Here is a 13,879-nt window from a genome sequence, read left to right as displayed (position 1 = left end):
CGACCTCGAAGCGATCGTCCCGAGTACTCGCAACATGCCTTTGGGGGACGGTGTCGAACTGCCAATAGGCCTGATACGGTTTCAGGGCCAGCGAAAGCTTTCTGCCGTCACCCACCCGTTGCGCTTGCAGGGCGCCGACGCCACCGTGGAACTTGCCGGCAAGCACCGCGTGTTCAACCGTGTAACGCCGAAAGCTGTAGCCCGGAATTTCCAGTTGATAACGGGCGGCGCTCGGCGCCAATGGCCAGCTCTGGCTACCGCGCGATTCGCTGGCGGCAATCAACCGCTCGTCCTCAAGTTTGCCTCGGCCGTCGAGCAGGTACAGACGCTCTTCGTTGGCATCCGCCTGCCACGCCGGCACCCAACGGACGGTCAGCGTGTCGGGACGATCCGGTTGCAGATACAGACGGCCGTCGCGAATGTCGGCCCAGCGCATCGGCGCAGCGTGAACGCTGAGCGAAAGGCCCAGACTCAACAGCAGCGCAAGGCGTTTCATGCCGACTTCCTTTGCAGCATCAACAGCATCGGTGCGATGTCGCTGGGCAGGATGATCAGGGTTTGCCAGACCGGTACGTGGCTCAACCGGCAATACATCACCAGCAGCGCAATGGTCACCGCCAGATACGCAATGGACGAGGCCGCTGCGGCACCGACGATGCCGTAAGCGGGGATCAACACCAGGTTCAGCGCCAGGTTCAGCAAGGCACTCAAGCCCATCAACAGCGAAATAGTACCGGGGCGATTCTTGCCCAGCAGGTCCAGGCGCAGGATGCTTGCGTAACACAGACCGAGCAGGCCTGGCAGCAACGCCAACAAGGCTGGATAGGCCGGCTGATAGACGGCGCCGAACAGGGTAATGATCAGCCACTCACCTATCAGTGCCATCGTCAGGCAGGCACCGAGCATCACGGTGGCGGTCAGGCGCAAGGCCAGTGGCGTGACTTTTTCGATGCCTTCTTCCTGTTGCAGCAGGCGTTTCATCAGGGGCGTGGTCACCGCTTCCGGGACGATCAGCAGTAACTCGGCGGCGGCACTGGCCATGGCGTAATGACCGAGTGCGGTGCTGCCGAGCAGGGCGCCGATGAACAGGTAATCGGAACGCAGAATCACTTGCTGGAACAGCAAATCCGGATGGCTGCGTGCGCTGTAGCGCAGCAGTTCTTTCTGGCTGGTGCGATCCCATTGCAGCTTCAGCGGCTGGGCACGCTTGAGCCAGAACCAGCCGGCCAGCACCACCAGGCTGATACCGGCCAGCCAACTGATCAGCGCGGCTTCCAGGGCGGCGTCTTTCCACATCCAGAACAAGGCGAGGAACAGCAGCAGCGGCGCCAGGGATTCCACCAGTCGCAAGGCATTGAACGCCACCACGCCGCCCGAGGCATTGTGCAGCGTCAGCAGCCCGCTTTTAAGCACGGTCAGCGGCACCGCCAGCAGCAACAGCCAGGCGAGCAAGCCCAGCTGCGTGGTGATGTCCAGTTCACTGCCGAACTCGCGAGTCAGTGCCACCACCAGCAAGGTCAGCAACCCGGCGAGCAAACAACCGAACACCAGCACCTGACTCAGCAGCAACCCCATGGGCCGTTGCTTGGCGGCCTGAAAGCCCACCGCCGAATTCAGTCCGCCGCTGGTGGCGGCGCTGATCAGGTCGGGCAGGGTGCTGAGCAGTGCAAACAAGCCGCGTTCGCTGGGCCCGAGAATCCGCGCCAGCAACACGTTGCGCAGCAAGCGCAAGACGATCATTGCCAGTTTGGTGCCCATGCTCAGGGCCAGATGCTTGAGGTAGTTGCTACGGCTCATGGACGGGCCCCACGGTAGATACGCCAGGACAGCAACTGCGGATTACGCGCGGTGCGTTGGCTGACACCGAAGCGTGGCAGGGCCAGCGGATCTTCGATGCCTCGATAGATCCCCGTGTCGGTGCCAAGGGCAAAGGGGAAGTTGTGGTCGGCCACCTGCTGGCGAACCCGCGCATCGTTGTCGCCATTGGGGTAGCAGTAGACCGGCAGCGGTCGGTTGCAGCCGTTCAACAGCGCATCGCGGCTGCGGCTCAGTTCTTCATCAAGGCGCTGATCGTCGAGGCCGGTGAGGATTGCGTGACTGGCGCCATGAGGGCCGAAGCGGATCAGTCCCGAGGCTTCCAGCGAGCGAACCTGATGCCAGTCCAGCGCTTGTGGCAACGACTCCTGCGGGCACTCATCGGTCAGTCGGTTCAGATCGTCCGGAGACAGGGTTTTCAGGCTTTGCAGAAAATGCAAAAGCGCCAGGCTGCGACGCTGCACATCCAGATCATCGAGCAGTACCGGCAGCGGTCGGCCGACCTGTTGCAGGCCTGCAATCAAGTGCATCCGGGCCTTTTCACCATGGCTTTTCCACAGGGTCTCGCCGATGCTTTCCCACCAGAAGCGCTGGCGGCTGCCGATGAAATCGGTGGACAGAAAAATGCTCGCCGGCACCTGGTGTTTTTGCAGCAGAGGAAAGGCGTTCACGGCGTTGTCGCGCCAGCCATCGTCGAAGGTCAGCGCTACTTTCGGCCGCTCCGAGCGCCGCGCGCCGAGCTGCAAGACCTCCATCAACGGCACACAGTCGAAGTGTTTTTTCAGCCAGACCAGCAGATGCTCGAAGGCCTTCGGCCCGACGCACAGTTCATTGCGATGGGGCAGGTCGGCGGCGCGGTCGTTGGCCAGCACCCGGTGCAGCATCAGGATCACGCCGGCGCCATGCAGTTGATTGCGTCCCACCGGCGAGTTGAGATAGAGCCAGCCACTGGTGCGTTTTAATAGTTGTTTGATCGCCATGGCTCGGTTCTCTCAACGATTATGCTCGGGGTTCCACTGGGCGTACCGCTGGCCACGCAAGAACTGCCACAAACCGATACTCATCCCGGCAAGGGTCACCAGAAGGAACGCGGCGAGGCGAAAGGGTTTGGGCAAACGGTGTTGCCAATCCAGCAGACCGGCGATGGCCGCCGCGTAACCGAGCAGTTGTGCGATCAGGCTCAGGCGATAGAAACCGTGTTCTTCCCACAGCCAGAAATTACTCAACAGCAACGGCAGCAGCAGGATTGGCGCGAGGCGGCGGATCAACTTGTGGCTGATCAGTGCAATCGCATACAGGCCATGCTTCAGTGGATTGAGCAGCTCACGGCGCTGGGCCAGGCTTTGCAGGCCGCCGACGGTGACGCGCTGACGGCGACGGAATTGCTTGTCGGCTTCATCGACGCCTTGATCGATCACCTGCGCCTCGGGCACGTAGACAATGCGTTTGAACGCAACCGGCGCACAGGTGCTGATAAAGAAGTCATCGTTGACCTCCGCCGGCACGTTCTGGAACAACTCGCGACGCAGGGCGAGCAGGGCGCCGTCGGCGGAAACCATGCAGCCGGTGCGGTTCTCCACTTTACGCAGCCAGCCTTCGTAATGCCGATAGAGGCTGTCGCCAATGCTCAGGCCTTTGCCGGTGACCGGAATCACCATATGCCCGGCGCAGGCGCCGACTTGCGGATCAGCCAGGGGCGCGAGCAAATGACCGAGGGTGTGCGTTGACCATTGGTTGTCGGCGTCGGTGAACACCAGAATGTCGCCGGTGCTCAGGGCAACGCCTGCGTTCAACGTCGCGGCTTTGCCCTGGCGAGGCAGATCGAGCACGGTGATGCGCGGGTCGATGATCTTGAGTGCGCAGGCGACGGTGTCGTCCGTCGAGCCGTCGCTGGCGAGGATGATCTGCAACGTGCGCGCCTGATAATCCTGGGCGAGTACGGTGCGCAGCTTCTCTTCGATATGCCGGGCCTCGTTATGGGCGGCGATGACGATGCTCACATCCATCGGCTGCGCCGGCCCATGACGGCGACGAGCAAAGAATGGCGCCAGCAGCGTCAACAGCAGCGGATAGCAGAGGTAGGCATACACCGGCAACAACAGGCACAACCAGAAAATGAATTCAGCCACGGGCAGGCCTCCTGGCATTCCAATGACAAAGACTGAGAATGAACGCGGCGCCGGCCAGTTGCAGACGCACCCAATGCAGGCCCCAGAGTTGCAGTGTCAGACGCAGGTCACGGTGTTTCATGCTCTGGCGCATGCTCAGGGCGAGCGCGGGCAGACTGGTTATCAGCAACAGGAACAGCGTCAGATGGACCTGGCCGTTGAGCAGGGCAAAAATCGCCGCAATATCCAGCACCCAGGCGGCAATCGACAGCATCGGGAACCGTAGCAAACGCATGCTCATCCCGTTGCTGCGCAGTAACTGCAGGTGACTGCCCTGACGCCAGAATTCCTTGCCCATCCATTCGCCCCAGCTACCCTCATAACCCCAATGCAGGGCCACACTCTGGTTGACCGACAGCAAGCGAGCGCCTGCGTGGCAAAGGCGCATGGTGAAGTCCTTGTCTTCGCCGGTGCGCAGGGTTTCATCGAAGCCGCCGACCTTGTCGAACCAGGGACGACGCATCAGCAGGTTGGCGCTGGGCAGCCATCGCACGGTTTGCACCGTTTCGGCACTGGGGCGCAGCATGCGGCGTTGCCAGGCACTGGCATACCACGGGGCTTCGGCCGGGGTGTGCAGATCCAGTCCCAGGACGTCGACTTGAACCGCGGGCTCTATTTTCAACAACAGCGTCAGCCAATCCTCAGGCATCTCGATGTCGGCATCGATGAAGGCCAGCCATTCCCCGGTGGCGACGGCGGCCCCGCGATTGCGCAGGGCACCAATCAACAGGCCAGGCATGACCAACACCTGGGCACCGAACTGGCGGGCAATCTGCGGACCCTGATCCTCGGAACCGTTATCGACCACGATCAACTCGCATTCCACCCCGGCCGCGTCGGCAGCGTGTTGCGCGGCGAGCAAGGTCCGGATGATATGCCGGGCTTCGTTGTACATCGGAATGACAATGCTGATGCGGCTCATGCCTTGGCCTCCATGAGTGGGCGTTCTTCGGCTTTCAAACGCAGCACGCTGGTGAGGGCAAGCATGATCCACACGTACTTCTGGTTCGGTGCGCTGAGGAACATCAAGAACAGTGTGAGCGACAGGAAACTCATGCTCAGGTGGGTCAGAAAATCAGCCTGCTCCCGGTTTTTTCGCTGCAACCAGACGCGGCGCGCGCGGGCCAGGTTGTACAAGCCGAGGGTGAGCATGCCGACGAACAACAGGCCGGCGGGAATCCCCAGCTCACTGAAGATTTCCAGGTAAGTGTTGTGAGCCCGGCGGTACAGGTCGCCGGCTTTGCGGTTGGCTGAAAACGCCTTCGCATAGCCAGTGGTGGCGTAGTGCAGCGGGAAGGTTCCGGGACCGGTGCCCAGCAGTGGGTTCTCGCGGATCATCTGGCTGCCGACCACGATGTACGAGGCGCGACGACCGAGGGATTCATCCTGGCTCTTGGCACCGGCTTTCAAGATGCTCAAGGACTGGATGCGCTCAATGTAACCGGGCGGCATTGCATAAATGGCCAGCGGAATCACGATCGCCATGCCGAGCATGGCAAAGCCCAGATGCCGCGGACGTATGCGTTTGAGTTCTACGCGGTAGTGCCAGGCGCCGATCATCAGGCTGAGAAACAGCACCACCAGCCCCGAACGGGATTCGGTCTTGGTCATGCCGCCCAGCAGCAAAATAAAGCAACCCAACCAGAACAAACGGTGCAGAAAGTTCGGACTGCGGATCACCAGCAGGAGGCCCAATGGCACGGCGAAGGCGATCAGCATGGCAAAGGCGTTCGGGTCTTCCAGCAGGCCGGCGGCGCGCCCCTGGTCCTGATATTTGCTGGAGAACATCGCCAGCGCGCAGGTCAGCGAGACACTCAGGGTCACCAGTTTGGCGAACAGGTCCATGTTCAATTCGCGGCCGATCAGCAGTGTGATCACGAACAGAATCAGGCCCACGCTCAGTTCCCGCAGATGACCCATCGACATGCCCATTTCATCGGTGGTCAGCAGGCTCAGCATGTACAGCACCATGAACCAGATCAGGTAACGCCAGATGTTGCTGCGCAGGCGTTCGGACGGAATCTGGTGAATGGCCAATTGCAGCATCAGGATCAGCGCCAGCGACGCGCCGATGAACTTGGTGCCTGAAAGCGCACTGTCCTTGAAAAAACCTTCAAACGGCAGCAATGCCGCAATGCCCAGCAAACCCCACGTGGGTTTGCGGTAGAGCACTGCGACACCCACCAGGCCCAGCACCACTCCCGGTGCCAGAAAAGGATAAGGGCTGGCCAGCAAACCGAGGCAGACCAGGGCGAACAGACTGACGATCGAGAGCGGAAAAATCACGCGCGTGCCTCCCGTGCAGTACGGATATAAAGCTGCGACCAGCGTTCGGCCAGGGCCTTGAGGTCATAGCGATCCAGTTGTGTACGTTTTGCGTTGTTGATCAGGTCGCGAGCCAGTGCCGGTTCGGTGAACAACGTGCCGATCTGGCGGGCGAGGGCAGCGCTGTCGGCGGGTGTTGCCAGCAGGCCGTTGTGCCGATCCTCCAGCACATCGGGAATCCCGCCGACACCAAACGCCACCACCGGCACTCCGGCCTGCATCGCTTCCAGCAGAATCATTGGCGTACCTTCGGTGCGCGAGCTGATCACCAGCGCATCGAGTTGTCGCCACCACACATTCATGTCGATCTGATAGCCCGGCAGGGTGATGCGATCCTGCAAACCTGCAGCGTTGATTCGCGCCAGCAGCGCTTCCCGCTCCGGGCCATCGCCGAGCATCACGGCGTCCAGTTGCGGGTGTTGCTGACAGAGCGAAATCAGCGCATCGAGAAACAGGTCCGGACCTTTTTCACTGCTCAGTCGCCCGACATAACCGGCCAGCCAACGCTGGCGTCCGGTGGTGTGGGGCAGTAGAGCGGCCGCCGCCGGCAAACCATTGGGGATCACTTGCAGTTTCTCCGCCCGCACACTGGCCTGGCGGCACAGTGTGGCGATGCTTTCGGCGACGCAGACAACGCGATCCACCGATGCCGTACGGCACAGTTGCAGGCTCAACCAGGTGTAGAACTTCTGCTTGCGACTGCGCGGCGTGAAACCGTGCTGAGTAATCACCAACGGCAAGCGCAACAAGGTTGCGCCGACCCAGCCAAACAACAGACCTTTGAAATTGTGCGTATTGATCAGCGGCCTTGCAGTGCGCCGCTGACGCAAATGCCCCAATAATTGCCCCAGCCCCGCGCAACCACGACAGTCGACCCCCGCCTGGCGAAACCGCGCGACCAGTTCTGGCGGCGCGTCGAGAAACAGCACCTGGTGCTGCCCCGGCGTCGCCAGGCAATGGTCCAGCAGCATCCGCTCAGCCCCGTAGAAGCCACCGCTGCTGAGCAAATGAATGATCGGCAGGGAAGGGGTGAGCGGCGCGTTCAATTGCGCACCCAATGCACGAAGCTAGGCACGGTCCAGTTCTTGTGCGGGTTGGTCGGCAACACTTTCTGGTCGTTGATCACCAACAGCACCGGCAAGCCCAGTTCATGGGTGATTTGCGCAGGGTGTTTGAAGCGATGATCGAAGAACTCACGCACGTAGACCAGGGCGATCGCTAACAGCAAACCGGTGAGCAACCCGAACGGAATGATCAGACCCGGCTTTGGAAACGCGGCCTCGGTCGGTTCGTACGGCGGGCTGAGCACCCGAGCGTTGGACAGGTCGTTGTCCAGCGAGCGAGCGGTGCTGCTTTCGGCAAAGCGCTGAGCGTAGGTGGAGAACGCCGCGTGCAACGCGTTGATCTCGGTGTCCATCTGCCGCAGCTTGCTTTGGGTTTGCTGCAACTGGTGGATGCGGTTCTTGAACTCGGCAATGCGCGCGGTCTTCTGGTCGATTACCGCGCTGACAATCGCCAGATCACTGGTGCGCTCCTGAATCCGGTTGCTGACGACCTTCAGAAACTGCTGGCGGGTGCGGGCGATTTGCTCGCGAGTCAGCAGCATCGGCTCACTGCCCGGCTGGAAGATCGCCAGATCGTTCATGTAGCGGCTGACCTGAGTGGTCAGTGCTTCACCCATCTGCTTGATCTCACGATCTTCGAAGGCAACGTTGTCCACGGTGGTGGTGAAGGTGTAGGGGAAGGTGTAGTCGTTGAGTTTGGAATTGCTGGCAGCGGCGAGACTGGTTTTCAGGTAGTCGAGCCAGCGTTGGCTTTGCAGCAGGCGGTCGCGATACAGGTTGAGGGCTTGCTCCTCAGTGTTGATGGCATTGAGGCGGAAGGTGATTTCTTCCTTTGGATCGGATGAGCCGACCTCTTCAAGCAATCCCAACCGAGTGCCTTCCAGGCCATCAAGGCGCACCTGATATTGCGTCTTCTTGGTTTCGTAGAACGACTGCGGCAGATCGATCGACTGCAGCGCCTGACGACTGACCAGGAAGTTCTGCAGCAGCGCCGCGACAAACTTGGTGCCCTGGGTCGGGTCGCCGAAACTGTAGATGATCGAGATCACGTTGGAGCCCGGCAGGGTTTCGATCTTCAAGCTATCGATGGCCTGTTGGGTCAGCGCATCCAGCGTAGTGTCCCGCACCGGATCGGTCTCAAGCCCGAGCGCATCGCGCACCGGGTTGATCACGTACTCGCGCAACGGCGAAGTGACATAGCGCTTGAGCGGTTGGGTCACCATCGTGTTGAACATGCCGGGCGTCGGGGTGTATTCACCCTTGTCCCGCAGCTCGCTGATGGTCTGACGGATCAGGGCCGGCGAGCGCAGGATATTGCTCTCGGTTTCCATGTCCGCCAGGGACGGTGGAATGAACGAGGCGTTCTCCTGGTTGAGCGAGGTCGTGGCGTCCCCTTGGGACAGTTTTTTGGACTGCACGATCACCTGGGCGGTGATATCGAAGCTCTGTTTGAGCATCAGCGGCAAGACCAGGGCGATCACTGCAAAGACCAGGAAGACTCGCTTTACCAACTGCTTGTTGGCAAAGAAGATCCTGAAGAACTCGTGCAGGTAGTTTTCCTTTGGATTCATGTCAGGTCACCTGAGAGTTAGTTGCTGTCACTGTCTTTATTGTCGACGCGGTAGCCGAAGCTGAAGCCCACGCCCTGAAACAACACCACGTCCGCCAGTTGCCGTGCGAGCTCACCGGCGCTGGCCAGTTTGGTCTTGGGCACATAGAGCATGTCGTCCGGTTGCAGGTAGGCAATCTGCGACGCATCGCCGGACAAGGCTTTTTCCACGTCATAGCGCTGGGCCTGAACCTGGTTGCCGTTGCGGCGCATGATCACTACTGAATCGAGCCGCGCCTTGACGTTGGTGCCACGGGCCAGGGTCAGTGCTTCGAGCACCGAGACCGGCCGGCGGATCGGGTAAGAGCCCGGTTGGCCGACTTCGCCCAGTACGTAGATTTCGTTACCTGCGGTGGACTTGAGCAGCACGTCGACGGTCATCCGCCCCGGCAGTTGCGCGTAGCGTTTGTTGAGGAAGGTTTCCAGCTGATTGACGGTCATGCCTTGCAGCGGCACGGCGCCGATTTCCGGGAAGCTGGCGTAGCCGTCGGTGCCCACAGTGATCTCCCGGCTCATGCCGGTGCCCGGGTGGTTCAGGGCACTCTTGAGGTTTGTCTCGTTGCTCAGCGGGCTGATGACCTGCACGGACAACTGGTTGCGGTTGGGCTGGAACAGCTGTTTGCGTTGATAGGCACGCTGGATTTCCTGGCGCGCTTCTTCAGACGTCAGCCCGGCGATTTTCACCGAGGTGTTGGCGCCCGGCAGCTCGACGGTGCCGTCGGGCAGCACCAGTTGACTGCCGTTGAGTTGACTGGCTGCGGTGAAGTTCAGGCCGATCTGGTCACCGGACTGAATGCGGTAGGCATCCGAGCCGCTGGTGCTGATGCGGAAGATCACATCCAGCACATCCTGAGGCCGCAAGGTCTGTTCGACCTTGGGCATGTCGGTGGCCTGGGCGTTGGCCGGTGAGGCCGTGAGGATCTGCACCGGCATGCTCTGGGTTTCGGAAGTGCTGGAGCAACCCGCAAGCGGCAGCAACAGCAGGACAAGCATTTTGGCGTTCATGTCGTCATCCTTTTCTGGTTGCTTACAGGTTTTTGTAGAGCCATTTGGGCATGTAGTACTTGCGTCGGTTGAACACGCTGCCGACCAGTTTCGCGCCGGCCTGGGTCAGGCGCTGAACCGAGGCCTGGGCGACTTCCCAGCGAGTGTCTTCAGAACGCACGACCAGGATCACGCCGTCCACCTGGGTGCTGATGACCAGGGTGTCGGCGGCTGAATACACCGCGTCGCCGTCGATCACCACGAAGCGATACTGACTGCCGAGCTGGTCGAGCAATGGACCCAGGCGTTCGGGGGTCAGGTGTTCGATGCTGCGCACATACCGGCCGTTGGGCAGGACGTGGAAGGGCAAGCTGGAGACGTTCACCACGCAGTCCTGCAACAGCGGCGGGCTCTGTGTGTTGAACAGCAGGTCGCGAAAACCGCGCTCCTTGGTTAACCCAAGCTGTTGCGTGAGGTTGGTCTCTGACTGGCTGGCATCTACCAGCAGCACTTGGCCGCTGCTCATTTTCGCCAGTTGACCGGCCAGCGCCAGGGCGCTGGTGGTCGTGCCTGCGCCGGGGTTGGCGGCGGTCAGGAGGAGGATCCGCAGATCGTGATCGAGCACAGTCGACGTCAGGTTGGACTCGCTCGGGTTGGCAATACTTAGGCTTTTGGCTGATGAACCGTCCATTTAACTTGCTCCGTGGCCGCTGAATACTTTGAAGGGGGTTTTCAACAGGATCTTCAGATCAAGCAAGAGGCTCTGCTCGGCGATATAGTTGAGGTCCAACTCAACGCGCTGGTCGAAGTCGATATTGCTGCGCCCGGAGATCTGCCACAGGCCGGTCATGCCGGGGTAGATGCTCAGGCGTGCAAGGTGGGTATCCTTGTAGCGATAGGCGTTGAACGAGGTTGGCCGAGGGCCCACCAGGCGCATATCGCCGGTCATTACATTGATCAGGTTCGGTAGCTCATCCAGGCTGCTGCGCCGCAGGAAACCGCCGATGCCAGTGATGCGCGGGTCCTTGTCGATCTTGAAATCGATGGCGTCGGCACCGTGCTTGTTCAGGTGACGCAGAGACTCTTTGAGCTCCTCGGCGTTGGCCACCATGGTGCGGAACTTGTACATGCCGAACAGGCGACCGCGGTAGCCGGTGCGCTTCTGTACGAACATCACCGGTCCCGGGCTGCTGAATTTGATCGCCAGCGCCAGACCCAGCAGCACCGGTGAGATCAGCACCAGAATCACCAGCGCACCGAAGCAGGCGACCACCCGGTTGGTGCGCGACAGCGTCCATGGCCGGCCGCCGTCGCGGCCCGTCAACCAGCCGCGACCTTGCATGTGAATCGCAGCGTCAAGGCGCATTCGGTGTTCAGGATCCAGACGCTTGTCTCGGCGCATCTGTTTGATCGGCACACCTTGTTCATGTCCAGTCATAAAATCCTCCGCTGAAGTTCAGCCGCTAGCGGCGCGTGGGCGATAGGCAGTGGGTAGTAATCGCGGAACCAGGCGATAAAGCGCCCGAGTCCCTCATCCAGCTCGATACAAGGCTGAAAGCCGGTAGCCCGAGCCAGGTCGCTGGCGTCGGCACAAGTGTTGAGCACGTCGCCCGGTTGCAGAGGCAGCAACTCGACGAGGGCTTTTTGTCCAAGGTGTTTTTCCAGCAGCGCCAGGTAATCTTTCAGTTCCACCGGGTGCTGGCCGCCGATGTTGTAGATGCACCACGGCGCCATGCTGCTGGCCGGGTCCGGTTGCTTGCGATCCCATTCAGGATTGGCTTGCGGTGGACGCTCGATCAGCCGGGCGATGCTTTCGATGATGTCGTCGATGTAGGTGAAATCCCGCTGGTGCTCGCCGTAGTTGAACAACTTCAGTGGCTTGCCTTCGGCAATCGCCCGGGCGAACTGGATCGGCGACATGTCCGGCCGGCCCCAAGGGCCGTACACGGTGAAAAAGCGCAGGCCGGTGCAGGGAACGCCAAACAGGTGGCTGTAACTGTGGGCCATCAGTTCATTGGCTTTCTTGGTCGCGGCGTACAGCGACAGCGGGTGATTGACGCCGTCCTTCACCGAGTAAGGTGTGTGCTGGTTGGCGCCGTACACTGAACTGGATGAGGCGTAGATCAAATGCTTGACCGGGTGATTGCGACAGCTTTCGAGAATGTTCAGGAACCCGTTCAAATTGCTGTCGAGGTAGGCCCGGGGATTTTCCAGTGAGTAACGCACCCCGGCCTGAGCGGCGAGGTGAATCACGACTTCCGGTTTTTCTTCAGCAAACAGTGCGTCGATGGCCGGGGCATCGGCCAGGTCAATCGTGTCGAGCTGGAAACTGCCGACCTGCTCCTGCACCCAACTCACGCGATCGTGTTTGAGTTGCGGGTCGTAGTAGTCGTTGAAGTTGTCCAGCCCACACACCTGATGCCCGTCGCGCAACAGCCGCAACACACAATGGGCACCAATGAATCCGGCCGCTCCGGTCACGAGTATTTTCATGGGCGCAGCGCCTCGGGAACGATATGCCGCAAGCCGATGCCGCTGTAGTGCAAACCAGCCGCAGCTACTTGTTCCGGGTTGTAGAGGTTGCGCCCGTCGACAATTACCCGCGAACGCAGTTTGTTTGCCAGCAGGTCGAAATCGACGACGCGGAAGTTCTTCCACTCGGTGCAAATCACCAGCGCGTCGGCGTCTTCCAGCGTGTCGTCGCGGGTGGCGCACAGGTGCAGGTCGTTGCGGTAGCCATAAATGCGTCGGCATTCGGACATGGCTTCCGGGTCGTAGGCCTGCACGCTCGCGCCTTCGGCCCACAGCGCATCCATCAGATAACGGCTGGGTGCTTCGCGCATGTCATCGGTGTTGGGTTTGAACGCCAGACCCCAGATCGCAATGGATTTGCCGGCCAGCCCGCCAGGGAAACGCGCTTTCAGTTTGCTGAAGAGAATGTGACGCTGGCTGTCGTTGACGTCGGTGACACTGCGCAGCAGACGCAACGGCATGCCGTTGTGTTCGGCGGTGCGCAGCAGCGCGCGCAGGTCCTTGGGGAAGCACGAGCCGCCGAAGCCGCAACCAGGGTAAATAAAGTGGTAACCGATGCGCGGGTCTGAGCCGATGCCTTTGCGCACCGCTTCGATGTCGGCCCCCAGCAACTCTGTAAGGTTGGCCAGTTCGTTCATGAAACTGATGCGGGTGGCGAGCATCGCGTTGGCTGCGTACTTGGTCAGCTCGGCACTGCGGTTATCCATGAACATGAGCTTTTCACGGTTACGGCAGAACGGTGCATAGAGCTCGCTCATCTGGTTGCGTGCTTCATCGTCGTTGGTGCCGACGATGATTCGGTCCGGGCGCATGCAATCTGCCAGGGCACTGCCTTCCTTGAGAAACTCCGGGTTGGACACGACCCGTACATTGAGTGCGCTTTTGCCCCGACGGTGCAGTTCTTCGTTGGCGGTGGCGGCTACCTGGTCCGCCGTGCCGACCGGCACTGTGGACTTGATGATGAGGGTGCGGTCGGCTTCCATGAAACTGGCGATCTGGCGAGCCACATTCAGTACGTGACTGAGGTCTGCAGACCCGTCTTCATCGGCGGGCGTACCGACCGCGATGAAAATCAGCTCGGCGTGTTCGACCGCGTCGCTGGCCTGGGTGGTGAAGAGCAATCGGCCGGCTTTGATGTTGTCTTCCAGCGTGCCGGAAAGACCCGGTTCACTGATCGGCGGTACGGCTTGTTGCAGTTGCTTGATCTTGTTTGGATCAATGTCGACACATAAGACGCGATGTCCGACATCGGCCAGTGCCGCTGCTTGTATCAGGCCAACGTAGCCCGTACCAAATACGCTCACGTCCATAATGGCGTGCCTCGTAAGTCGGTGGAAAAAACTGAATTGAGACGGTCAAAAGGGGTATAGCCCAGCCGTGGG

At 60.6% G+C, this 13,879-nt stretch carries 12 protein-coding genes and 1 pseudogene; all 13 read right to left on the bottom strand.

The features are described from left to right. Positions 1 to 46 precede the first annotated feature (46 nt). Positions 47 to 496: pseudogene (locus tag FQ185_RS31230) on the bottom strand (hypothetical protein); the annotation flags it as partial. Then, on the bottom strand, positions 493 to 1,797 hold the full coding sequence (locus FQ185_RS26485) for an oligosaccharide flippase family protein (RefSeq protein WP_149420033.1): 1,305 nt from the start codon (positions 1,795 to 1,797) through the stop codon (positions 493 to 495). The pseudogene FQ185_RS31230 and the gene FQ185_RS26485, both read right to left, overlap by 4 nt. Further along, positions 1,794 to 2,795, bottom strand: coding sequence for a polysaccharide deacetylase family protein (locus FQ185_RS26480; protein ID WP_149420032.1), 1,002 nt, complete (start codon positions 2,793 to 2,795; stop codon positions 1,794 to 1,796). Before FQ185_RS26480 ends, FQ185_RS26485 begins: the two co-directional genes overlap by 4 nt. 12 nt (positions 2,796 to 2,807) lie before the next feature. Next, on the bottom strand, positions 2,808 to 3,944 hold the full coding sequence (locus FQ185_RS26475) for a glycosyltransferase (RefSeq protein ID WP_149420031.1): 1,137 nt from the start codon (positions 3,942 to 3,944) through the stop codon (positions 2,808 to 2,810). Beyond that, positions 3,937 to 4,905 carry a glycosyltransferase family 2 protein gene (locus FQ185_RS26470; protein WP_149420030.1) on the bottom strand — a complete coding sequence of 323 codons (969 nt, stop codon included), beginning with the start codon at positions 4,903 to 4,905 and terminating at the stop codon, positions 3,937 to 3,939. The genes FQ185_RS26475 and FQ185_RS26470 overlap by 8 nt, the downstream gene beginning before the upstream one ends. Then, on the bottom strand, positions 4,902 to 6,269 hold the full coding sequence (locus tag FQ185_RS26465) for an O-antigen ligase (protein WP_149420029.1): 1,368 nt from the start codon (positions 6,267 to 6,269) through the stop codon (positions 4,902 to 4,904). The genes FQ185_RS26470 and FQ185_RS26465 overlap by 4 nt, the downstream gene beginning before the upstream one ends. Next, a complete protein-coding gene (locus FQ185_RS26460) occupies positions 6,266 to 7,354 on the bottom strand; it encodes a glycosyltransferase family 4 protein (protein WP_149420028.1) in 1,089 nt (362 codons plus the stop codon). Before FQ185_RS26460 ends, FQ185_RS26465 begins: the two co-directional genes overlap by 4 nt. Next, a complete protein-coding gene (locus tag FQ185_RS26455) occupies positions 7,351 to 8,943 on the bottom strand; it encodes a Wzz/FepE/Etk N-terminal domain-containing protein (protein ID WP_149420027.1) in 1,593 nt (530 codons plus the stop codon). Before FQ185_RS26455 ends, FQ185_RS26460 begins: the two co-directional genes overlap by 4 nt. A 17-nt stretch (positions 8,944 to 8,960) precedes the next feature. Further along, complete coding sequence (locus FQ185_RS26450; RefSeq protein ID WP_149420026.1) at positions 8,961 to 9,986, bottom strand: polysaccharide biosynthesis/export family protein; 1,026 nt, start codon at positions 9,984 to 9,986, stop codon at positions 8,961 to 8,963. Between the two features lie 22 nt (positions 9,987 to 10,008). Beyond that, complete coding sequence (locus FQ185_RS26445) at positions 10,009 to 10,656, bottom strand: CpsD/CapB family tyrosine-protein kinase (protein WP_149420025.1); 648 nt, start codon at positions 10,654 to 10,656, stop codon at positions 10,009 to 10,011. Continuing rightward, on the bottom strand, positions 10,657 to 11,403 hold the full coding sequence (locus FQ185_RS26440; protein ID WP_149420024.1) for a sugar transferase: 747 nt from the start codon (positions 11,401 to 11,403) through the stop codon (positions 10,657 to 10,659). Beyond that, positions 11,400 to 12,458, bottom strand: a complete 1,059-nt coding sequence (locus FQ185_RS26435; protein ID WP_149420023.1) for an NAD-dependent epimerase — start codon at positions 12,456 to 12,458, stop codon at positions 11,400 to 11,402. Before FQ185_RS26435 ends, FQ185_RS26440 begins: the two co-directional genes overlap by 4 nt. Continuing rightward, entirely contained in the window at positions 12,455 to 13,807 is a 1,353-nt protein-coding gene (locus FQ185_RS26430; RefSeq protein WP_149420022.1) for a UDP-glucose/GDP-mannose dehydrogenase family protein, read from the bottom strand. The genes FQ185_RS26435 and FQ185_RS26430 overlap by 4 nt, the downstream gene beginning before the upstream one ends. Positions 13,808 to 13,879 lie beyond the last annotated feature (72 nt).

Source organism: Pseudomonas sp. ANT_H12B, assembly GCF_008369325.1.
Classification (GTDB): domain Bacteria; phylum Pseudomonadota; class Gammaproteobacteria; order Pseudomonadales; family Pseudomonadaceae; genus Aquipseudomonas.
The sequence above is the reverse complement of the archived record's forward strand: the minus strand, read 5'-3'. Positions and strand labels throughout refer to the sequence as shown.